The organism is Candidatus Palauibacter sp., from assembly GCF_965208055.1.
GTDB lineage: Bacteria > Gemmatimonadota > Gemmatimonadetes > Palauibacterales > Palauibacteraceae > Palauibacter.
Genome location: NZ_CBDBNY010000004.1, coordinates 3812793 through 3833254 on the forward strand (window position 1 = coordinate 3812793; position 20462 = coordinate 3833254).

Annotated in this window: 20 protein-coding genes; 8 read left to right on the forward strand and 12 right to left on the reverse strand. The window is 69.2% G+C overall.

Annotated features, from left to right (window positions below; genetic code table 11):
* Window positions 1–49 precede the first annotated feature (49 nt).
* Window positions 50–1147 (reverse strand): tRNA 2-thiouridine(34) synthase MnmA, encoded by a 1098-nt coding sequence (mnmA, locus tag ACOGXI_RS16690; protein WP_419939935.1) that lies wholly within the window; start codon window positions 1145–1147, stop codon window positions 50–52.
* Window positions 1148–1159: 12 nt separating this feature from the next.
* Window positions 1160–2359, reverse strand: coding sequence for a cysteine desulfurase family protein (locus tag ACOGXI_RS16695; protein WP_419939936.1), 1200 nt, complete (start codon window positions 2357–2359; stop codon window positions 1160–1162).
* A gap of 187 nt (window positions 2360–2546) precedes the next feature.
* Between ACOGXI_RS16695 and ACOGXI_RS16700 the strand changes: the two genes are divergently transcribed.
* Window positions 2547–2840 (forward strand): hypothetical protein, encoded by a 294-nt coding sequence (locus ACOGXI_RS16700; RefSeq protein WP_310785238.1) that lies wholly within the window; start codon window positions 2547–2549, stop codon window positions 2838–2840.
* A gap of 59 nt (window positions 2841–2899) precedes the next feature.
* Here ACOGXI_RS16700 and bshB1 read toward each other — a convergent pair whose 3' ends face one another.
* From bshB1 to ACOGXI_RS16745, 9 genes are all read right to left on the reverse strand, one after another.
* A complete protein-coding gene (gene bshB1 / locus ACOGXI_RS16705; protein ID WP_419939937.1) occupies window positions 2900–3625 on the reverse strand; it encodes a bacillithiol biosynthesis deacetylase BshB1 in 726 nt (241 codons plus the stop codon).
* 28 nt (window positions 3626–3653) lie between these two features.
* Window positions 3654–4934, reverse strand: coding sequence for an ABC transporter permease (locus ACOGXI_RS16710; RefSeq protein WP_419939938.1), 1281 nt, complete (start codon window positions 4932–4934; stop codon window positions 3654–3656).
* Window positions 4935–5091: 157 nt separating this feature from the next.
* Window positions 5092–6429 (reverse strand): ABC transporter permease, encoded by a 1338-nt coding sequence (locus ACOGXI_RS16715; RefSeq protein ID WP_419939939.1) that lies wholly within the window; start codon window positions 6427–6429, stop codon window positions 5092–5094.
* Window positions 6430–6454: 25 nt separating this feature from the next.
* The gene (locus ACOGXI_RS16720; protein ID WP_419939940.1) at window positions 6455–7729 is read right to left on the reverse strand and encodes an ABC transporter permease; all 1275 of its coding nucleotides are present in this window, start codon (window positions 7727–7729) and stop codon (window positions 6455–6457) included.
* A gap of 28 nt (window positions 7730–7757) precedes the next feature.
* Complete coding sequence (locus ACOGXI_RS16725; RefSeq protein WP_419939941.1) at window positions 7758–9002, reverse strand: ABC transporter permease; 1245 nt, start codon at window positions 9000–9002, stop codon at window positions 7758–7760.
* 21 nt (window positions 9003–9023) lie between these two features.
* On the reverse strand, window positions 9024–10028 hold the full coding sequence (locus ACOGXI_RS16730) for an ABC transporter ATP-binding protein (RefSeq protein ID WP_419939942.1): 1005 nt from the start codon (window positions 10026–10028) through the stop codon (window positions 9024–9026).
* Complete coding sequence (locus ACOGXI_RS16735) at window positions 10025–11359, reverse strand: efflux RND transporter periplasmic adaptor subunit (RefSeq protein WP_419939943.1); 1335 nt, start codon at window positions 11357–11359, stop codon at window positions 10025–10027. Before ACOGXI_RS16735 ends, ACOGXI_RS16730 begins: the two co-directional genes overlap by 4 nt.
* Window positions 11360–11490: 131 nt before the next feature.
* Complete coding sequence (locus ACOGXI_RS16740; protein ID WP_419939944.1) at window positions 11491–12234, reverse strand: YIP1 family protein; 744 nt, start codon at window positions 12232–12234, stop codon at window positions 11491–11493.
* 27 nt (window positions 12235–12261) lie between these two features.
* Window positions 12262–12948, reverse strand: coding sequence for a hypothetical protein (locus ACOGXI_RS16745; protein WP_419939945.1), 687 nt, complete (start codon window positions 12946–12948; stop codon window positions 12262–12264).
* Between the two features lie 136 nt (window positions 12949–13084).
* Here ACOGXI_RS16745 and ACOGXI_RS16750 point away from each other — a divergent pair, with 136 nt between their 5' ends.
* Window positions 13085–14626, forward strand: coding sequence for a YifB family Mg chelatase-like AAA ATPase (locus tag ACOGXI_RS16750; RefSeq protein ID WP_419939946.1), 1542 nt, complete (start codon window positions 13085–13087; stop codon window positions 14624–14626).
* On the opposite strand, the gene ACOGXI_RS16755 is transcribed toward ACOGXI_RS16750, so the two are convergent.
* Complete coding sequence (locus ACOGXI_RS16755) at window positions 14623–15261, reverse strand: anthranilate synthase component II (RefSeq protein ID WP_419939947.1); 639 nt, start codon at window positions 15259–15261, stop codon at window positions 14623–14625. The genes ACOGXI_RS16750 and ACOGXI_RS16755 overlap by 4 nt on opposite strands.
* On the opposite strand from ACOGXI_RS16755, the gene thpR reads away from it, so the two are divergent.
* The 6 genes from thpR to rplM all read left to right on the forward strand — a co-directional run bounded on the left by thpR (window position 15260) and on the right by rplM (window position 20413).
* Window positions 15260–15874 (forward strand): RNA 2',3'-cyclic phosphodiesterase, encoded by a 615-nt coding sequence (gene thpR, locus ACOGXI_RS16760; protein ID WP_419939948.1) that lies wholly within the window; start codon window positions 15260–15262, stop codon window positions 15872–15874. The two genes, ACOGXI_RS16755 and thpR, sit on opposite strands and share 2 nt — an antisense overlap.
* Window positions 15875–15913: 39 nt before the next feature.
* A complete protein-coding gene (locus ACOGXI_RS16765) occupies window positions 15914–16561 on the forward strand; it encodes a hypothetical protein (protein ID WP_419939949.1) in 648 nt (215 codons plus the stop codon).
* Between the two features lie 55 nt (window positions 16562–16616).
* Window positions 16617–18107: an aldehyde dehydrogenase family protein gene (locus ACOGXI_RS16770; RefSeq protein WP_419939950.1), complete on the forward strand. Its 1491-nt coding sequence runs from the start codon at window positions 16617–16619 to the stop codon at window positions 18105–18107.
* Between the two features lie 142 nt (window positions 18108–18249).
* On the forward strand, window positions 18250–19098 hold the full coding sequence (gene lepB, locus ACOGXI_RS16775) for a signal peptidase I (protein ID WP_419939951.1): 849 nt from the start codon (window positions 18250–18252) through the stop codon (window positions 19096–19098).
* 12 nt (window positions 19099–19110) lie between these two features.
* Window positions 19111–19881, forward strand: a complete 771-nt coding sequence (locus tag ACOGXI_RS16780) for a sigma-70 family RNA polymerase sigma factor (protein ID WP_419939952.1) — start codon at window positions 19111–19113, stop codon at window positions 19879–19881.
* 94 nt (window positions 19882–19975) lie between these two features.
* Window positions 19976–20413 carry a 50S ribosomal protein L13 gene (gene rplM, locus ACOGXI_RS16785; RefSeq protein WP_419939953.1) on the forward strand — a complete coding sequence of 146 codons (438 nt, stop codon included), beginning with the start codon at window positions 19976–19978 and terminating at the stop codon, window positions 20411–20413.
* Window positions 20414–20462: the final 49 nt, after the last annotated feature.

Here is a 20462-nt window from a genome sequence, read left to right on the forward strand (position 1 = left end):
GCGGCCCGGCCGCTCGCGGGCGCGGCCCCTGCACCCGCGGCGCCGGCCGTCAGTTCGAGACGATGATGCCGCCGCCGAGGACCCGTTCCTCCCGGTAGAGCACGGCGCTCTGTCCCGGCGTGATGGCCGACTGCGGGATGGGCAGCTCCAGCCAGAAGCCGGTCGGCGTCGCCTCGATCACATCCGCGTCGACGATCGCGGCCCCATGCCGGATCCGCACTCCGACGCGCTCGCCGCCGGCGGGAGGCTCGGCCAGCCAGTTCACGCCCCGGGCGCCGATGCGCGAGCGGGCGAGCGAGGCCCGCGGCCCGATGATGACGTCGCGCGATTCCGGCCGGATCTCGAGTACGAACATCGGCTCGCGAAAACCGCCCGGGAGCCCCTTGCGCTGTCCCACAGTGTAGTGCGCGTAGCCTGGATGCTCGCCCGCGTCGGAGCCGTCCTCGAAGCGGATGGCGCCGGGCGAGAGCGCCGGGTGGTCCTCCGGCAGGTAGCGGCGCAGGACCCCGGCGTAGTCGTTGTCGGGGACGAAGCAGATCTCGAACGACTCCGGCTTGTCCGCCGTGTCGAGGCCGAGGCGCCGCGCCTCCGCCCGGACCTGCGGCTTCGTGAGCTCGCCGACCGGCAGGAGCAGGCGGTCGAGCGCCTCGCGGGGCATGCCCCACAGGAAATACGTCTGGTCCTTGTGGTCGTCCGCGCCGAGGTGGAGTTGCGGAGGGCCGGAGCGGGGTCGGACCACGCGCGCATAGTGCCCCGTCGCCAGCCAGCGGCAGTCCAGCGCGTCCGCCCGCACGAGGAGATCCCGGAACTTCGTGAAGCTGTTGCAGCGCACGCACGGGATCGGGGTGCGGCCGGCCGCGTACTCGGACACGAAGTCGTCGATCACGTCGCGTGTGAAATCCTCCTCCACGTCAAAGACGTGGTGCGGCATGTCGAGCTGGGCGGCGACGGACTTGGCGTCCGCGATCCCGTCCAGGCCGCAGCAGGTGCGCGTCGGGCCCTCGCTGCCAGTGTAGCAGAACGTCTTCATCGTCACGCCGATGACCGGGCGGCCCTCGCGCGCCAGCAGCGCGGCGGTGAGCGAGGAGTCCACGCCGCCCGACATGGCGACGAGCACGGAGTCCGCGAGGCGGCTCGGGGCGATCATGGGCGCGGGATCTCAGGCCGTGAGCGCGACGACCCGCGCGGCCACCCGCGCCAGCGCGTCCGCCGCCGCATCGATGTCCGCCCGGGACGTCTCGTGGCCGAAACTGAAGCGCACCGCGGCATACGGGAGATCGCTCGTGATCCCGATGGCGTCCAGCACGTCGGAGCCGACGCTCGAATCGGACCCGCAGGCCGACCCGCCCGAGACCGCGATGCCCTCGAAGTCGAGCGACACGAGCACGGCCCCGCTGTCACACCCCGGAATCCCGGCGCTGACGAGATTCGGCATCCGCAGCGGCGCGTCGCCGCCGTGGATCCGGGCATCCGGAATCTCCGCCCGGATCCGCGCCTCGAGGTGATCGCGCAGCGCGGTCCAGCGGGCGACCTCCGCCTCGCGGCCCTCGAGCGCGAGCGCGAGCGCGGCCGCGAAGCCCGTCGCGCCGATCGGGTTCTGCGTGCCCGGCCACATGGACCGTTCCTGGCCGCCGCCGTAGCTGAGCGGCTCCAGCGTCACCCCCGGCCGCCGGTAGAGGAGGCCGATCCCCACGGGCCCGCCGAGCTTGTGCGCCGTGGCCGACAGGAGATCCACCGGCGTCCGCTCCAGATCGCAGTCGACCTTCCCCAGCGCCTGCACGGCATCCGTGTGCACGAGCGCCCCGTATTCGTGGCCCAGCTCCACGATGTCCCCCATCGCCTGGACCGTGCCGATCTCGTTGTTCGCCCACATCACCGAGATCAGCGTCGGCGCGTCCGGATCCGTCGCGAGTTCCCGCCGCAGCCACGCGAGGTCGACCGTCCCCGAGCCGTCCACTGGAATCCGCGCCACGCGCGCCCCCTCCACCGCCCCCCGGTCCGCCGCCTCGAGGCACGCCTTGTGCTCGATCTCGGACACGAACACGCGCGGGCTCCGCCCCGGGCGCCCCGGGTGCTCCGCATGCCCCGCGTGCGACCGCACGAAGCCGAGGATCGCGAGGTTGTCGGACTGCGTGCCTCCGCCCGTGAAGCAGACGGATGACCGCGGACACCCGAGCAGATCCGCGATCCGCCCGCGCGCGACCTCGAGGCAGCGATGGGCCCGGCGCCCCGGGGCATGCGCGCTCGCGGGGTTGAAGCCGTGCCGCAGCTCCGCCCCCATCGCCTCCCACACCTCCGGCCGCATGGGCCAGGTCGCCGCGTAGTCGAGGTAAAGTCGCTCTTTTTCGGGCTGTATCATCGTCGCTTTCCGTCCGGATTCGCCCGTTCGGCGAAGAGCGTCTATTGTGTCGAAGCTTCAAACGACGCCGCAACTCGGGATGGAGTACATGGAACCACCACGTTCCGCGCCGGGGCCCACCCCCCCGGCGCCAGGCCCCACGGGGCCCACGTCCGACGAGCAGAGCATACCACCGCTCGGGGCCCCGGTGTTCCGCACCACCGTCCACGGACTCGCTTTTGAAGACCGTGCCCGCCACCTCGACACGGTAAGCCCGCAGGAGGAACTCCTCCTGATCCCCGACCCGCCCGGGGGCGAACCCGACGATGTCTGGGTCCATATCCGCGATGGCGACCCGGTCGGCCACCTTCCGCGCGAGATCGGCGCCTGGCTTGCCCCCTGGATGCGGCGCGGCGGCGCGGCGCGCGTACAGGTGATCAAGGTGGGCGCCGAGTCGGTCCCGAGCTGGAAGCGTCTCCTCGTCGAGGTTCGCTGCGGCTGACGGCTCCATTGGGTGCTCAGCTGGGTGCTCAGCCGGGCTCCACTCGGCCGCGGCCCTATCTACAACGAGCGAACTCCGAGGCGTGTGACATCGCTCACCCGCATCGTCTCATCGGCGTGGAACGGTTCGCCGTGCGGAGCTCGGATCAACGAGCCGTAGTGCCGCGACGCCGTCTCGACGCGTTCGATGAGCGGTTGTCCGGTGGGGAAGATCTCACCCGCCGCAGTCGCCCCCTCGAACTGTGACGCGTAGCACCGCACCGCCTCGACCTTTCGCTGGAACTGCTCTTCCGTGAGCGGGACGACGAAGGTCGGCTTCACCGCGTCCTCCCGGTACGCCATCGCGTAGAGGATCTTCGTCGGCCGGCGCCCGGGGCCGCCCTCGTACTCCCGCAGTCCCGCTAGGAAACAGGCGTCGCGCGCGAGTTCCGAGGCGGCCCGGTGATCCGGATGGCGGCCGCGCGGATAGGGCAGGATCACGGTCGCGGGGGCGAGGTCCCGCAGGTGCCCGACGACGATCCGCCGCGCCTCCAGCGAGTTCTCGAGCCGCGCATCCGGGAGTCCGGCGTTGACCCGAACCGCGACCCCCAGCGCCGCCGCCGCCCGATCCGCCTCTTCGGCCCGCAACTCGGGCGTCCCGCGCGAGGCCATCTCGCCGCGCGTCAGGTCCAGGATGCCGGTCCGGTGCCCTTGACCCGCGGCACGGGCCAGCGTCCCGCCGCAGGTGAGTTCGGCATCGTCGGGGTGTGCCGCTATGGCAAGGAGGTCCAGCGGTTGCTCTGTCATCGGGCGGTCAGGCTCGCCTTTCGGTCGCCTACTCGTAGCGCAGCGCGTCGATCGGGTCCAGCCCCGCGGCCCGCGAGGCCGGGTAGAGCCCGAAACCGATCCCCGTCAGCACCGATGCCGCAAGGGCGGCCATGATCGACCACAGCGGCACGACCGCCGGCAGCGGCGTCAATTGGTTCACGATCCAAACGAGCGCCCCGCCCAACAGCATTCCGGTCGCCCCGCCGAGCAGCGTGAGCGTGGCCGCCTCGACCAGAAACTGCCACATGACATCGCGCCGCCGCGCCCCCATCGCCTTGCGCAGCCCGATCTCCCGTGTCCGCTCCGTGACGGAGATCATCATGATGCCGATGACCCCCACGCCGCCCACCATGAGCCCGATGCTCGACAACCCCAGCATCGCCGCAAACAGGACGTTCGTCAGCTGGCCCCAGAGATTCAGCAGTTGTTCCTGGCTCAGCACCGCGAAGTCGTCCTCCTCGGCCGGCTCCAGGCGACGGAGTTGCCGCATCCGCGCGTGCGTCGCGTCGAGCGCCGCCTGAAGGTCGGCTTCGGCCTCCGGCCGCACGATGATGCTGACAGCCCGGTCCCAGATGGGCAGCAGCTTGTCCGCGCTCGCGAACGGCACCCACACGAAGTGCGACGCGAGGCCGGCGAACAGGTTGGCAGGCACCCGGTACACGCCGATCACGCGAAACATGGCTCCGCGGCTCCCTTCCCCGATCCGGATTTCGCGGCCGACCGGATCGAGCGACCCGAACAGATCGGCCGCCACCACGGAATCGATCACGGCGACGGGGGCCCGCCGCTCGGCCTCCGGGCGCGTGAACCAGCGACCCGAGATGATGTCGCCGCTGTAGATCTCGAGGTAGTCGGCGCCCACGCCGTAGAACAGGATCTCGACGCGATCCGACCCGACGCTTGCCTCGAAGGCCGGCGTGCCGAAATCGCCGGTGATCTCAACGAACGGGGACGCGCTCTGGATGCCGGGGACGCGTCCGAGTTCCCGGGCCCACTGCGGATCGAGCGGCTCGTTGCGGAGCAGGTCCGGCTCCTCCTCGCTCATCGGACCGCCGCCGAACCCCGCCGACGTGAAGTCCCAGTGCGACACGTAGAACGTCGCGATGCCGTTCGGAGACATCGCAGCTTCGAAGCTCTGGTTGACGCCGGTGATCGCGGCCGCCATCACCATGACGACGAGCACGCCGATGGTCACGCCGAGGATCGTGAGGCCGCTCCGGACCTTGTTGGCTCCGATCGAATCGAAGGCGACCGCGATCCCTTCGGTGACCGTCGAAAAGAACCCCATGCCGCTAGCGCGGTGTCGCGGGAATCGGCGAACCCGCATAGCCGAGGAATTCGTGCGACACTGCACCAGGTGAACGACCGATCATGCGCGCCTCCCCGCCCCCCGCGGCTCCAACTGTCTGCCGAAGTCAGCCGCGTGTTACCGCCGCAGGGAAGGACTACTCGTAGCGCAAAGCGTCGATCGGGTCCAGACCGGCGGCCCGCGAGGCGGGGTACAGTCCGAATCCGATCCCGGTCAGCACCGAGGCCGCCAGCGCGGCCACGATCGACCACAGCGGCACGACGGCGGTCAGCGGCGTTGCCTGGTTCACGACCCACACGAGCCCGCCTCCGAGCAGCATGCCCGTCGCCCCGCCAAGCAGCGTGAGCGTGGCCGCTTCGACGAGGAACTGGCACATGATGTCGCTGCGGCGTCCGCCCATGGCTTTGCGCAGTCCGATCTCGCGGGTCCGTTCCGTGACGGAGATCATCATGATCCCGATGACGCCGACGCCACCGACCATGAGCCCGATACTCGACAGGCCCACCATCGCCGCGAACAGCACACCCGTCAGCTGGCCCCAGAGCGCCACCACCTGGTCGGCCGTGATGATGGCGAAATCGTCATCCTCTCCCGGCCTCAGTCTCCGCAACTGTCGCATGCGGGCGCGGGTCGCGTCGAGCGCGGTCTGAAGCTCCGTTTCCGGTTCCGGCCGCACCACGAAGCTCATCTCCCGGTCCCACACCCGCAGCAACTTGTCCGTCGTCGCAAAGGGCATCCACACATAGTGCGATGCGAGGCCTGCGAAGAGGTTGGCGGGTGCTCGGTAGATGCCGACCACGCGCACCCTCGCGTTCTCGCCACCCCGGCTGATGCGGATGTCCCGCCCGATCGGGTCGCGCGTCCCGAACAGCCCCACCGCCGTGGCCGAGTCGATCACGGTGACCGCGGCGCGCCGGTCGGCCTCCGACTGCGTGAACCAGCGGCCGGCGATCACATCGCCGCCCGAGATCTCGATGTAGTCGGCACCCACTCCGTAGAGCCCGATCTCGACCCGGTCGCCCCCGGAAGAGGCCTCGTTGCCTGACCCGAGATTCACTACAGACACCGCGCTCTGGATCCCCTGGATCCGCTCCAGTTCCCTCGCCCATTCCGGCTCCAGCGGAGGGTTCTTGAAGAAGGCGTGTTCCCCCTCGTCGAGGGGGCCGGTGATCTGCATGGAGGAAAAGTCGAAGTGAGCCACCCAGAACGTAGTGATCCCCTCCGGGGCCATCAGTTCCGAGAAGCTCTTGTTGATCCCGGTGATCACTGCCGCCATGACCATGACGACGAGGACTCCGATCGTCACGCCGAGGATCGTAAGACCGCTCCGCACCTTGTTCGCTCCGAGCGAGTCGAAGGCGACGGCGATCCCCTCGGTGACCGTCGCGATGAACCCCATGCCACGGCCCGAACGAGCGGTCCCACGCGCCTCCCCGTAGCCCGCGGCTTCGGGACCCCGTGGGCGTAAGGTCACCTCTGTGTTGCCGTGGGTGAGGAACTCACTCGTAGCGCAAGGCGTCGATCGGGTCCAGACCGGCAGCCCGGGAGGCGGGGTAGAGTCCGAAGCCGATCCCGGTCAGGATCGAGGCCGCGAGCGCGGCCACGATCGACCACAGCGGCACGACGGCGGTCAGCGGCGTGGCCTGGTTCACGATCCACACGAGCCCGCCCCCGACCAGCAGCCCCGTCGTCCCGCCCAGCAGCGTGAGCGTGGCCGCTTCGACGAGGAACTGCCACATGATGTCACGGCGGCGCCCGCCCATCGCTTTGCGCAGTCCGATCTCGCGGGTCCGCTCCGTCACGGAGATCATCATGATCCCGATCACCCCCACGCCACCGACCATGAGCCCGATGCTCGACAGGCCGACCATCGCCGCAAACAGGACGTTGGTCAGCTGGCCCCACAGGTCCATCATCTGCTCGGAGGTCATCATGGCGAAGTCGTCTTCCTCGCCGATCTCCAGTCCCCGCAACTGCCGCATGCGGGCGCGCGTCACGTCGAGCGCGGCCTGCAGTTCCATCTCCGGTTCCGGCCGCACGACGAAGCTGATCTGCCGGTCCCACACCCGCAGCAGCTTGTCCGCCGTCGCGAAGGGCATCCACACATAGTGCGAGACCAGCCCGGCGAAGAGGTTGGCCGGCACCCGGTAGATGCCGACCACGCGAACTCTCGCGTTCTCGCTGCCCCTGCTGATGCGGATGTCCCGCCCGATCGGATCCCGAGTCCCGAACAGCCCCACCGCGGTGGCCGAGTCGATCACGGTGACCGCGGCGCGCCGGTCGGCTTCCGACTGCGTGAACCAGCGGCCGGCGATGATGTCGCCGCCCGAGATCTCGATGTAGTCGGCGCCGACTCCGTAGAGTCCGATCTCGACCCGGTCGCCCTCGGAGGAGGCCTCGTAGCCGGACCCCGCCAGGTCCACGATGGGCGCCGCGCTCTGGATCCCCGGGATCCGCCCCAGTTCCTTCGCCCATTCCGGCTCCAGCGGAGGGTTCTTGAAGAAGGCGTCCTCCCCCTCCTCGAGCGGTCCGCTGATCTGCATGGAGGAAAAGTCGAAGTGAGCCACCCAGAACGTAGTGATCCCCTCCGGGGCCATCAGCTCCGAGAAGCTCCGGTTGATCCCGGTGATCACCGCCGCCATGACCATGACGACAACGACGCCGATCGTCACGCCGAGGATCGTGAGACCACTCCGCACCTTGTTCCCTCCGAGCGAGTCGAAGGCGACGGCGATCCCCTCGGCGACTGTCGCGATGAATCCCATGCCTCGCATGCCCCTCCCGCCCGCGCTCACGGCAACCTCACTCGAACCTGAGGGCTTCGATCGGGTCGAGCCGGGCCGCGCGATAGGCGGGGTAGAGGCCGGAGGTGATCCCGACGCCGAGCCCGAGCACGAGGGAGACGATCATCGCGGGGACCGAGATCGCTGCCGGGAGGCCCCAGACCCCTTCGACGATGAACGCCAGCCCGAATCCGATTCCGATGCCGAGCGCCGCCCCCACAATCGAGAGCGTGGAGGCCTCGGTCAGGAACTGGAAGAGGACATCGCGCCGCCGCGCCCCGAGCGACTTGCGGAGCCCGATCTCGCGCGTCCGGTCCGTGACCGAGAGCAGCATGATGTTCATGATTACGATGCCGCCCACTACGAGCGAGATTCCGACCAATCCCGGCAGCGCCGTCATCAGCACCCGGTTGATCGTCTCCCACGCGTCGAGCAGCCCGCTCGAAGTGTCGATGCCGAAATTGTTCGGTTCGGAGGGCCGCAGGCGCCGGTCGGATCGCAGCGCGCCCTCGACTTCCGCCATGGCCGGGTCCAGTTCGTCGAGCGACCCCATCTTGACGGTGATGCCGTCCACCTCCAGCCGCCGCCGCGCTACCGTGCGCTGGAACGTTTCGAAGGGAATGAGGACGGCCGCATCGCGCAGGTTGCCGGCCAGGCCCCCTTGGGCCTCCAGCACGCCGACGACTCTGAAACCGTGCCCGCCCGCTCGGATGCGCTTGTCGATGGGCGAGGTCGTGGGGAAGAGCCGTTCGGCGATCTGGGCGCCGATGACGGCGACGGGAAGCGCCTGCTGGTCATCGATCGGCGTCAGGCCCCGCCCATCCACCACCTTCCATCCCTGGACCGCCTCGTACTCGGGCGAACCCCCGACCATGAGGACATTGCGCCGTTCGTACTGCCCGTAGCGCACCGAGCCCGCGACATCTCGCGCATAATAGGCCCGGTATTGGGCGTCGGGCGTCGCGGCCAGCACGACTTCCACGTCCTCCATGGTGAGCTGCGGATTGCGCCGCTGCCGGCGTCGTTCCGCCTCGTCGATGCGACCGGTGGTGATCTGGGGACGCCGGACCACCGTGAAGGTGTTCACGCCGAAGAGCGAACCCGCGAAGTCATCGCGCACGTAGCTGTTCATGCCCTCGACGATCGTGATCACCGCCATGAGGAACGTGATCCCGATGCTGATGCCGAGGAGCGCGAAGAACGACTTCAGCTTCTGCGACCGGACCTGCTGCAGCGACAGGCGGATGCCCTCCCAGAATCTCATCGGCGGGGAATCGCGCGGCCGCTAGCGCCCGCCATCGACGGGCGGGGTGCGCGGGGGCGCCCACGGGTTCGAAATGGGGCGCGGTGTTCCCGGGGTCGGGGGGGCGGCCTCGGGCCGCACGGAGTCGAGCGGAGCCGCGGTCGGGGGCGGCTCCGGAGCAGCCTCCGGCGCCGGCGCCGGGTCCGGCTCGGCCTCCAGGGAGGGAGCCGGGTCCGGCTCGGCTTCCGGCGCGGGAACGGGCGTCGGCGCGGCCTCCGGGCTCGCCGGTGGGTCCGCCGCGACCGCGGCCGCCACGGGCCGCTGGATGCCGCGCGCGAGGTAGTAATCCACGGACATCTCCGCCTCGACCTTGCCGTCGACGAGCGTGATCACGCGCTGGGAGCGAGCCGCGATGTCGTACTCGTGCGTGACCATGATGATGGTCTGGCCGTTCTCGTGGAGCGTGTCGAAGACGTCCATGATCTCCTCGGACGTCGAGGAGTCGAGGTTACCCGTCGGCTCGTCCGCGAGGAGGATCGAAGGCTCGTTGACGAGGGCCCTCGCGATGGCCACGCGCTGGCGCTGACCGCCGGAGAGTTCGTTGGGTTTGTGGTCCATCCGGTCGGCCAACTGTACGATCTCGAGCGCGTGCGCTGCCCTCCGCTGCCGGTCCCTGCTCGATACCCCCGCGTAGATCAGCGGCAGCTCCACGTTGTGCAGCGCCGTCGCCCGCGGCAGGAGGTTGAACGTCTGGAACACGAAGCCGATCTCCCGGTTTCGGATCCGTGCCAGGTTGTCGTCGCTCAGATCCTGGACGGCCTGCCCGTTGAGGACGTACTCGCCGCTCGTCGGGGAGTCGAGGCAGCCGATCATGTTCATGAGCGTCGACTTGCCCGAGCCCGAGGGTCCCATGATCGAGACGTACTCGTTCCGGAGGATCTCGATGTCCACGCCCGCCAGCGCGTGCACCGTCTCGGTGCCCATCACGTAGTCCTTCTTGAGGCCGCGCGTGACGATCATCGACTTCATCTGCCCGTTCCCGCTCATCGTCCGTTCTCTCCGTTGGCCGATCCGTCGGCCGATCCGTCGGCCGCGGCGTCGCTCCCTCCGCTCCCGTCGCCGTTGACGGCGGCCTCGGGGGTCGGCCCGTCGATCTGGATCCGGCTTCCGTCCTGGAGTTCGCGGATCGCCTGGAACGAGCCGGAGACGACCGTCGTGCCGAGTTCGATCCCGGACACGACCTCGAAGTAGTTCTCTCCGGCGATGCCGATCTCCACGGGACGGAAGCGGACGACGTCGCCCTCCACGACGAAGACGCCCTCGATATCCCGCACCGCGTCGGAACGCGGAGCGCTCGGGAGGTTTTCGTTCGGGATCTCCTCGTACTCATCCGCATCCATCAGCGTGAGCGCCGTGATGGGGATGCTGGGTACCTGGTCGCGGGTGTCCGTGATCACATCGGCCGTGGCCGACAGGTCCGGCCTGATCCCTTCGGGCGGTGCACGAAGTTCGATGCGCACCTCGAAGTCGATCGCCTGAGCCGAACCTCCGGACGTGGCGGGATTCAGCGGCACGATCGAACTGTTGCCGATCTCGGTGACGATCCCCACGAAACGCCGGTTCGGAAAGGCGTCGATCTCTACGTAGGCGGAGTCGCCGATGGCGATATCGGGCACGTCCGTCTCGTCCACCTCGATTACGGCCTCCATGACGGAGAGGTCCGCCACGGTGAGGAGCAGGCTTCCCGGATTGTTCATCGTCCCGACGATCGCGGTCTCGCCGCGCTCGACGTTGAGCCGCGTGATCCGGCCCGACATGGGGGCCCGGATCGTGGTCTTCCCGAGCCGGTCCCGTTCCTGGTCCAGGCTCGCGTCGGCCTGCTGGACCTGGTGCTCCGAGGCCTCCAGGAGCCGCTTCTGGACGTTGGCGTTCGTCACTGCCTGCTCGACTTCCGCTTCGGTCACGAAGTCGGTCCCGCGCGCTTGCAACGCCGTAAGACGGTCCGCGTCCCGCTGCGACTGCTCGTACGTCGCCTCCTGCTGGGCGAGGTTGGCCTCCGCCTGCGCGAGCGCGGCCTCGGCCCGATCCACGCCTGCCCTGTAGAGGGCCGGGTCGATCTGCAGCAGGAGGTCTCCCTCCTCCACGTCCTGCCCTTCCTCCACCGGGAGTTCGATGATCCGTCCGGCGACATCGGTGGTGATGTCCACGTGCGTCTTGGGCTCTATGTGGCCCGTCGCGGAGACGTCGTCGACGAGATTCCGCAGCCCGACGGCCTCCACGCGGACTTCGACGGCGCCACGCCCTTGCCGCTGCGTGGCGAGAAATCCCATGGTCGCGAGAAGTCCAACCACGACGACCGCGATGATCGCTTTCTTCATCCTTCACAAGGACCTTTATTTCGAGACTCGGCGGGCAGTCCGGGCAACTGCATGGCCCGCGCCCAGGGGCACATCAATCGGTACATCGGTACGTCACGGGTACGTCGGCGCGACCCGCGCGGTTTCACGTCCTAGCCGGCCAGACCGGCGAGGAGACCGGAGAACATCGCGAGCGCCGCCACGAAGATCAGGTAGAGCACGAGCAGATACGTCGTGCCCGCCGCCACGGACCGTCCCGGATAGAAACGGCTCACCGCCACCCCGAGCACCCCGCACGTCCAAACAGAGAAGATGTTGATTCCGTTTAGGAACCTGCCGAGGAATCCCTCCATCTCGGGCAGGAAGAGACCGGGCGAGAGGGTCACGATCTCGGCGCCGACCGCCAACAGGCCGATGGAGAGGACGCCTCCCGCCGTTCCGATGTACATGGCGTGCGCCGCAGCGCTCAACAACTGCTTGAAGCTGGCCTCGCCTCCCAGGATGACATTGAAGGCGATGAGGAGGAGTCCCGCGATGAGCGAGAGTACGATCGGCGTCATGATGATGGTGCCGACGATGACGCCGACTCCCGGCGTAATGGCCGCGTCGACCTGCTGTTCCAGAACCGCAGGGTCCGTTCCCGCCGGTATGAAGTCCGCGATCCGGGCCTCTGCCGCCCTCCGCAATACCTCCTCGGGGACGATGACTGGCGTAAGGAACTGCAGCGCGATGCTGAGGCCGATGAGCCCCACAACGGCGCCGATCCAGGCAGGGCGGTGGCGGAGAGCGTCGAACAGCTTCGCCGGCGAGACGAAGACCTGCACGATGCGCACGGGCAGGGAGGGGATCCCGTGTTCCTCCACCGCAGCGTCGGACGATTCCGGATGGTGTTCCATTTTGTCCTCTTTCTCCTCCAGTTTGCCTCAGCCCTCGGCCGGGGCTCGCACGGCCTCGCGTCCCGCCGCGTCCACGACGCGGAGCAGTCGGTCGTCCGCATCGAGCCACACCCGGTGCAGGGCGCCCTCCACGTCCATGTCGTAACGGGTCGCGTCCACCGACTCATCGCCGAGCGAAACGTCTTCCTCCGTCCGCCCGGTCAGGCCCACGGTCACGGTCCGGCCGTCGAGGGGCAGGATCGCTGTCATGCGCCCGTCCGGCGCGGCTCTGAGCGCGCGCACGAGGACGAGATAGTGATGTGCGACCCCCGGTTCGAGGATCGCGGCCGCCTCCTGAACCGGGTACTCCTTCCAGCGCTCGCCCTCCGGGGTCACGAAGTGGAAGCGGATCCGGTCGGGAAAGCGTTCCCCGCTCACGAGAGGCGATACCCCTTCGCGAATCTCGTATTTCACGGGAAGCAGGTCGGGGTCCATCTGGAGCCGCACCTGCCAGGCGGTTCGCTGCACCCTCTCGACGCTGGCGACGGCGTTCACGGTGGACCCGGTCCGCCAGATCCGGAAGCGCTCCGTCCCCACGCGGCGCCCCGCTTCGCGGAGATAAAGGTGGCCCGCGTCGAGTTCCTGCGCGTCCAGCGGCAGGGGGGTCGGAAGGTCCGCGAGCAGCGGGCTCAGCAGGAGCGCTCCGAGCACCCGCGTCCCGCACGACCTTCTCACGCTCTTCGCCACTCGTCCGCCTCGCTTGTAGCCCGTTTGAGTGCAGCCGTTTGAGAACCGGTTGAGACCGGCGCCGATCTTCGACTCACCGTGAAGTTACAAGATTACAAGGCTGTGCGGACGGGAGCGACGAAGAATGCCGAAGTGGTTGGGGTCGGCCTCGGTGATGTCGGCGGCGGTGATGGGGCTCGACGTGCGGCCGGTGAGCGTCGAGGTGTCGCTGGTCAAGGGGACGCCGATCATCCAGATCGTCGGTCTCGCGCAAAGCGCGGTGCGCGAGGGTCGCGAGCGCATCCGGGCCGCCGCGGCGCAACTGGGCCTTCACGTGCCGGGGCTGCGCATCACGGTGAATCTGGCACCGGCGGACCTTCCCAAGACCGGGGCCGCGCTGGACCTGCCGATCATGCTCGGGATTCTGTGCGCCAAGGGGGATCTTCCCCAGGATGCCCTGGAGGGGACGCTGGCGGTGGGCGAACTCGGGCTCGACGGTTCGTTGCGTTCCATCCGCGGCGGCCTCCCGATCGCCCTCTTTGCGGCTGCGAACCCCGGTGTCGAGCGCCTCCTGCTGCCGGCCGCGAACCTGCGGGAAGCATCGGCCGCGGAAGGGATCGCCCTGGGCGGCTCGGACTCGCTGACCGATATCCTCGCCGCGCTGAACGGCGATGTCCCGTTGCGCGGGCCCGCGGCGCTGCTGCCCGCCGCCGGTCGGACGGATCGGACGGAGACGGGCGGCAGGCCACGAAACGGCGGGTTCGACCTGTCGGCCGTAAAGGGGCAGCCGGTCGCCAAGCGGGCGCTGGAGATCGCGGCCGCCGGAGGGCACAACCTCCTCCTTTCCGGCTGCCCCGGCTCCGGAAAGACGAGTCTCGCGCGCTGTCTCCCCGGTCTCCTCCCCGCCCTCGACGTCAGGGAGGCGGTGGACGTGACGGCGATCCACAGCGTCGCCGGCCTGCTGGCCGATGGTTCGGGACTTGAGCGCGTCCGACCCTTCCGGGCGCCGCACCATTCCATCAGCGAGGCCGGGCTCATCGGCGGCGGGAGCCGTCCGCGGCCGGGCGAGGCGTCGCTCGCGCACCACGGCGTGCTCTTCCTCGATGAACTTCCGGAGTTCGGGCGCCGTACGCTGGAGGCTCTGCGCCAGCCGATCGAGGAGGGGCAGGTGCGGATCGTCCGCGCCGCCGGGTCGGCCTGCTTTCCCGCCGAGTTCACGCTCGTGGCCGCGATGAACCCGTGTCCGTGCGGCTTCCTGGGCGTGCCGGGCCGCTGCCGCTGTCCCGAGGAGACCGTGCGGCGCTACCGCCGCCGGGTCAGCGGACCGCTCCTCGATCGGATCGACATGCTCGTCGACGTCCCGGCCGTGCGCTGGGAGCAACTCGCGGATCCGGCGCCCGGCGAGACCAGCGCGGTCGTGCGGGCCCGGGTGTCCAGGGCCCGCGCCCGCGCCGCCCGCCGGCACGGCACGACCAATGCGCGGATCCTGCCCGCCCGTCTCGAGGAAGCGTGCCGGCTCGAGCGGGTCGGCCGTTCGCTCCTGCGGAAGGCCGTGACGCATCTTGGCCTGACGGCCCGCGGCTACCACCGCACGCTTCGCGTCTCCCGGACGATCGCGGACCTGGAGGGGCAGGCCCGCGTATCCGAGGACCACGTCGCCGAGGCGATTCGTTTCCGCGGACCCTAGCGCAGCGCGTCGGCCGGGAGTTCGGGGCAGGGGGCGGCTTCCACGGGCTCGGAGGCGGGAACGTCCCCCCTTCCGAGCGCGAGGAAATTCCCGAGCAGGCGGCGTCCCCCCGCCGTAAGTACGGCTTCCGGATGGAACTGTACGCCCCACACGGGCCACGACACGTGTTCGAGGGCCATCACTTCGCCCTTTTCCGTCCGGGCCGTGACGCGGATGTCGGTCCCCGGCTCGCCGGGATCCACGACCAGCGAATGGTAGCGGGTGACCTCGAGCGGCGAGGGGAGGCCCGCGAAGAGCCCGCGTCCCTCGTGCCGGATCGCCGACAGGCGGCCGTGCATCGGGCGCGCGGCCCGGACGACGCGTCCCCCGGTCGCCGCGGCGATACACTGGTGGCCGAGACAGACGCCGAGAATCGGGATCTCCGCGCCCACGGCCCGGATCACCTCGACGGAGGCGCCGGCTTCGGCGGGCGTGCAGGGACCGGGCGAGATGACGATGTGCGAGAAGCCTTCGTCCCCCAGGGTCCCCGGATCGACGTCATCGTTGCGCCGCACGCGCACGGTCTCCCCGAGTTCCTCGAGATACCGGGCGAGGTTGAAGGCGAACGAATCGTAGTTGTCGACGAGGAGGATCATGGCAGGCGCAGGATATGTCTCCCCCGACGTTCGGTCGAGGCTCTTCGCGGCCGTCCTCCTCCCCTCCGCGGTCCGCGCGGACCTCGCCCTCGCGACCGGGCGCCTGCGGGCGCTGGAGGGCGTGCGGCCGGTGCGCGCGGAGCAACTGCACCTCACGCTGCGTTTCATCGGGGAGGTCGACCGCGACCTGGAGACGCCGCTCGCGCGCGAGATCGCCGCCGCCGTGGCGGAGTTGCCGCGCTTCTCGATCCGGCTGCGCGCGGCCGGTGTCTTTCCCTCCCACCGGCGCGCGCGCGTCCTGTGGGTCGGCGTCGAGGAGGCCCCCGCCCTCGCCACGCTGCAGCGATCCGTGGAGGAGGCCGTGGTCCGCGTCGGCGTGGCCCCCGACCCGCGTCCGTTCCGTCCGCACGTGACGGTGGGACGAATCCGTCGCCCCCCGCCGCCCGTAGGTCTGGCGGGCGCCGTCGCGGGCGTCCGCTTCGAGGCCACGGTGGATGTCCGGCGCGTGTCGCTGATGCGGAGCGAACTTCTCTCCCGCGGGGCGCGGCACACCGAAGTCGCCGCCGGCCGGCTGGCGGGCGGCGCCGATGACGCCCGCCGCGCACGGCACTAGCTTCTGCTCTTTCCCCGATTCCGGTCGGAGGCGGTCGACATGGGTATCTTCCGAAGGCTTTTCACAGGTCTGGGCTTTCTCACGTTCCTTCTGATTCTGCTGCTCGCCGGCTGGATCTTCCGGGAAGACATCGAGGCGTGGCTCGCGAACGTGGGCGCGGACGAAATCGTCGTCGTCGAGACCACGCCCGAATTCGGCCCCGAGGCCGCCGCGGACGTGGACGCAGCTCTTGAGGAGTTGGCGGCCGGCGGCGGGGCGGCCGAGACGCGGTTCACCGAGACGGAACTCCAGAGCTACGTTCGCTACGAGTTGACCCCCCGACTGCCGGCCGGCGTCGGAGAGCCCGCCGTCGAACTGCGCGACTCGACCGTCGCTTTTTCCGTCATGCTCGACTTCGCGCGGCTCCCGATCGACGCGGACCAGGCGGCGAGCCTGGCGAGGCTGCTCGGGGATTCCGCCCGGGTCGCCGGAGAGGTCCTCCCGCAGGTGGGGGAGAGCGGCGAGGGACGCCTCCACCTCGTGAGCATCCAGGCGGGCGTCATCCCGGTGCCCCCGTTGATGCTGGGCATGGCCGCGCAGCAACTGGGGTTGCGTGCGGACGGACGAACCGTGCTCTTCGACATCCCCGAGACCATCGTCGACGTCCGGGTGGAAAACGAGGAGATCATCCTCCTCATGAATCGCTGAATGCATCACTGAATGAATCACTGAATGCATCACTGAACACGGAGTCTCTCCGGCAATGGCTGAGAAGTTCCGCAACTACGTCGCGGGCGAGTGGACCGAGCCCGCCACCGGCGACTACATCGAGAACCGAAACCCGGCGCGCACGCCGGACCTCATCGGCCTCTTCCCGGACACCGGCGCGTCCGAACTGGACGCCGCCGTGGCCTCCGCGCAGCGCGGCTTCGAGGAGTGGTCCCGGACCCCGGCCCCCGAGCGGGGTCTGGTGCTGAAGAAAGCGGGGGACCTGCTCACGCGGCACAAGGAGGATCTCGCGCGCACGGCCACGCGCGAAATGGGAAAGGTGCTCGACGAGACGCGGGGCGATGTGCAGGAAGCCATCGACACGGCCTACTACGCGGCGGTGGAAGGCCGGCGCCTCTTCGGACGCACGGCGCCCTCCGAGCTGCGGAGCAAGTGGGCGATGTCGTTCCGGCGTCCCATCGGCGTGTTCGGGATCATCACCCCCTTCAACTTCCCGGTTGCCGTCCCGAGCTGGAAGATTTTCCCCGCGCTGCTCTGCGGGAACAGCATCATCTACAAGCCCTCGGAGGATGTGCCCCACAGCGCCCATCGGTTCGTGGAGATCCTGCTCGAGGCCGGCCTGCCGCCCGAGTGCGTGCAGTTGCTGCACGGCCGGGGCGAGACGATCGGGCGCGCCATCGTCGAGCACCCCGGCGTCCCCGGCCTCTCCTTCACCGGATCCACGGAGACGGGCAGCCGGATCGGCGAGGTCGCGGGGCGCATGCACAAGCGCCTCTCCCTCGAGATGGGCGGCAAGAACGCGCAGATCGTCATGTCCGATGCGGACCTCGATCTCGCCCTCGAGGGCGTGCTGTGGGGCGCCTTCGGCACGGCGGGGCAGCGCTGCACCGCGACGAGCCGCCTCCTCCTGCAGAGCGACATTCACGACGACTTCGTGGAGAGACTGTGCTACGAGGCGCGCTCCCTCCGCCTCGGCGACGGGCTGGAGGCCGGCGTCGACGTGGGGCCGCTCATCCACGAGGCCGCTCGCGAGAAGTGCGAACGCTACATCGCGATCGCCCGCGACGAGGGGGCGACGGTGGCGACGGGGGGCGGACGGCCGGCGGAGAGCGGCCTCGCCGACGGCTGGTTCTTCGAGCCGACGGTCCTCGCGGGCGTCGACAGAGGGCACCGGGCCGCGTGCGAGGAGATCTTCGGGCCGGTGCTCTCCGTGATCCGCTTCGACACGATCGACGAAGCCTTCGATATCAACAACGAAGTTCCATACGGGCTCTCGTCGTCGATCTACACGCGGGATGTGACGGCGTCGTTTCGCGCCGTGGAGGAACTCGACAACGGCATCACCTACGTGAACGCGCCCACCATCGGCGCGGAGGCGCACCTCCCCTTCGGCGGCGTGAAAAACACGGGCAACGGGCACCGCGAAGGGGGGTGGGAAGTCTACGAGTTCTACACGGAAACGAAGGTCGCGTACGTCGATTACAGCGGTACGCTGCAGCGCGCGCAGATCGATGTCGATTGGTGAAGCCGTGAAGTGAGGCCGTGAGGTGAGACCCCGTTGAGGCCCCGCCGTACATCACATAGTGCGGGCGGCCCGCACACGGGATCCGAAACCGGAGTGCGCGCGGGACCGCCGATCACCGGCTTGTGGAACAGGGAAGGGTGGAATGGAGGAACGACCGACTGAGGGAACCGCTTCCGGCACGGAAGGCGAAGGCCCGGAAGCGGGATTGGAAGCGGGACTGGAAGACGGCGCGTCGCGGCGGCGCGTCCGCTGGTTTCGAGCTCCCACGGTCCGGGCGCGACGGGGTCGCGACGCGTCCGTCGGCCGATGGATGTGGGAGTGGACGAAGTCCATCTTCATCGCCCTCGTCCTGTTTCTCTTCATCCGGACCTTCGTCGTGGAGGCCTTCCAGATTCCGACCGCCTCCATGGAAAACACGCTTCTGATCGGCGATTTCCTCCTCGTCAACAAGATGGTGTACGGAGCCGAGATCCCCGGCACCGCACTGGAGTTGCCCGCGTTCGGCGAGCCCTCGCGCGGCGACGTGGTCGTGTTCGAGCCCCCGGAGTCGGCCGAACAGCCCCCTCGCACGAACTACGTAAAGCGGATCGTCGGGATGCCGGGAGATACGCTGCGCATGCGGCGGGCGCGGCTGTTCGTGAACGGCGTTCCGTTCGAGGAACCTTACGTGAAGGCCGCGTCGGACTTCCCCGACGCCCCGAGCCCGAAGTTTGCGTGGCAGCGCCGGTTCCTGACCGATGGCGCGCGCCGCGCCGGGACGGTGACGACGCGAAACAACTGGGGGCCCCTGGTCGTGCCGGAGGACAGCTACTTCGTCATGGGCGACAACCGGTCGAACTCCGAGGACTCCCGCTACTGGGGCTTCGTGCCCAGGGATGCGATCCGGGGAAGACCCTTCCTCGTGTACTATTCGTACGCTCGTGAGCCGAGGGGCCCCATGTCCTGGCTCACCGAGATCCGCTGGGGCCGGATTCTGCGCGGCGTCGACTGAGGTCGACCCGGAATGGTCCGGATATTCGAGCGCTACCTGGCGGACATCGGTCGCGAGAGCCTGCTGGACGCGGAAGCCGAAGTGGAATTGGCGCGGCGAAGTCGAGCCGGCGACGAGGCGGCGCGCGTACGGCTCGTCAGCGCGAATCTCCGCTTCGTCGTGTCGGTCGCGCGCGCATACCGCGGTCGCGGCGTCCCGCTGGCCGACCTCGTGAACGAAGGGAATCTGGGGCTCGTGCGCGCCGCCGACCGCTTCGACCCGGAGCGCGGCGTCCGTTTCATCAGCTACGCGCACTACTGGGTGCGGCGGGCCATGTCGCAGGCCATCGCCGACCACGACGATCAGCGGCCTCCCGGCGAACCCGCCCCACACCGTTTTTCCCTCGACGAGATGGCCCCCGGGAGCGCCTGCACCTATGAGGAACTCCTCCCCGACGAACAGGCGCCGGAGCCCGGAGCCGGGCTGGTTCGGGAGCGGCTGCACGAGGCCATCGAGGCGAGTCTGGCCGACCTCCCGCCGCTCGAATCGGAGGTCGTGCGCCGCTACTTCGGTCTGGGTTTCGAGCGGCCCCAGACGCCGGCCGAGATCTCGGCGGTCCTCGACGTGTCCCGCGAGCGGACGCGGCAACTCAAGGAGCGCGGGCTCTCGCGGCTGCGCGCGGGCGCCGAACGGTCCGGCCTCGTTCGCTACGTCAACGACGGCGCGCCCCGGGCCGGAAGCGCCTGCCGCAGGGACGCGCCGCCCTCCCGTCCCATGCGAAGATACGCCTTCACGCGCGATTGACTTCGTGCGAAGCCCTGAATAGCTTCACGGGCTATCATTTTCACGCGCTCGGCATCCGTCCCGCCGGGCGGTTTTTTTGAGGTGGGCAGAACGAATGAAGACGTACTCGGTGAAGGCGGGGGAGATCGAACGGGACTGGTACGTGGTCGACGCCGCGGATCAGGTTCTCGGCCGTCTCGCGACGAGGATCGCGACCGTTCTTCGCGGAAAGCACAAGCCGATCTACAGCACGCACCTCGACACCGGCGACTACGTCGTCGTCGTGAACGCCGAGCGTGTGCGGCTGACCGGGAACAAGGCGGATCAGAAGGAATACTTCCGCCACTCCGGCTACATGGGTGGAGAGCGCTTCATCCCCTTCCGGCGCATGCTCGATCGATACCCGGACCGGGTGATCAAGCTGGCGGTGAAGGGCATGCTGCCGAAGAACGCGCTCGGCCGGCAGATGCTCGGCAAGTTGAAAGTGTACGCGGGGCCGGAGCATCCGCACGCGCCTCAGAGTCCCCGCCCCTTCGACGCGGTCACGCAATAGCGGTCACGGAATAGCGGTCACGGAATAGCAGAGAGCGCGCAGGGACTGC

Coding starts and splice junctions, on each gene's coding strand:
- mnmA (WP_419939935.1), bottom strand. CDS start 1,147: ATGATCGCCCCGAGCCGCCTCGCGGACTCCGTGCTCGTCGCCATGTCG.
- ACOGXI_RS16695 (WP_419939936.1), bottom strand. CDS start 2,359: ATGATACAGCCCGAAAAAGAGCGACTTTACCTCGACTACGCGGCGACC.
- bshB1 (WP_419939937.1), bottom strand. CDS start 3,625: ATGACAGAGCAACCGCTGGACCTCCTTGCCATAGCGGCACACCCCGAC.
- ACOGXI_RS16710 (WP_419939938.1), bottom strand. CDS start 4,934: ATGGGGTTCTTTTCGACGGTCACCGAAGGGATCGCGGTCGCCTTCGAT.
- ACOGXI_RS16720 (WP_419939940.1), bottom strand. CDS start 7,729: ATGCGAGGCATGGGATTCATCGCGACAGTCGCCGAGGGGATCGCCGTC.
- ACOGXI_RS16725 (WP_419939941.1), bottom strand. CDS start 9,002: ATGAGATTCTGGGAGGGCATCCGCCTGTCGCTGCAGCAGGTCCGGTCG.
- ACOGXI_RS16730 (WP_419939942.1), bottom strand. CDS start 10,028: ATGAGCGGGAACGGGCAGATGAAGTCGATGATCGTCACGCGCGGCCTC.
- ACOGXI_RS16735 (WP_419939943.1), bottom strand. CDS start 11,359: ATGAAGAAAGCGATCATCGCGGTCGTCGTGGTTGGACTTCTCGCGACC.
- ACOGXI_RS16740 (WP_419939944.1), bottom strand. CDS start 12,234: ATGGAACACCATCCGGAATCGTCCGACGCTGCGGTGGAGGAACACGGG.
- ACOGXI_RS16750 (WP_419939946.1), top strand. CDS start 13,085: ATGCCGAAGTGGTTGGGGTCGGCCTCGGTGATGTCGGCGGCGGTGATG.
- thpR (WP_419939948.1), top strand. CDS start 15,260: ATGGCAGGCGCAGGATATGTCTCCCCCGACGTTCGGTCGAGGCTCTTC.
- ACOGXI_RS16755 (WP_419939947.1), bottom strand. CDS start 15,261: ATGATCCTCCTCGTCGACAACTACGATTCGTTCGCCTTCAACCTCGCC.
- ACOGXI_RS16765 (WP_419939949.1), top strand. CDS start 15,914: ATGGGTATCTTCCGAAGGCTTTTCACAGGTCTGGGCTTTCTCACGTTC.
- ACOGXI_RS16770 (WP_419939950.1), top strand. CDS start 16,617: ATGGCTGAGAAGTTCCGCAACTACGTCGCGGGCGAGTGGACCGAGCCC.
- lepB (WP_419939951.1), top strand. CDS start 18,250: ATGGAGGAACGACCGACTGAGGGAACCGCTTCCGGCACGGAAGGCGAA.
- ACOGXI_RS16780 (WP_419939952.1), top strand. CDS start 19,111: ATGGTCCGGATATTCGAGCGCTACCTGGCGGACATCGGTCGCGAGAGC.
- rplM (WP_419939953.1), top strand. CDS start 19,976: ATGAAGACGTACTCGGTGAAGGCGGGGGAGATCGAACGGGACTGGTAC.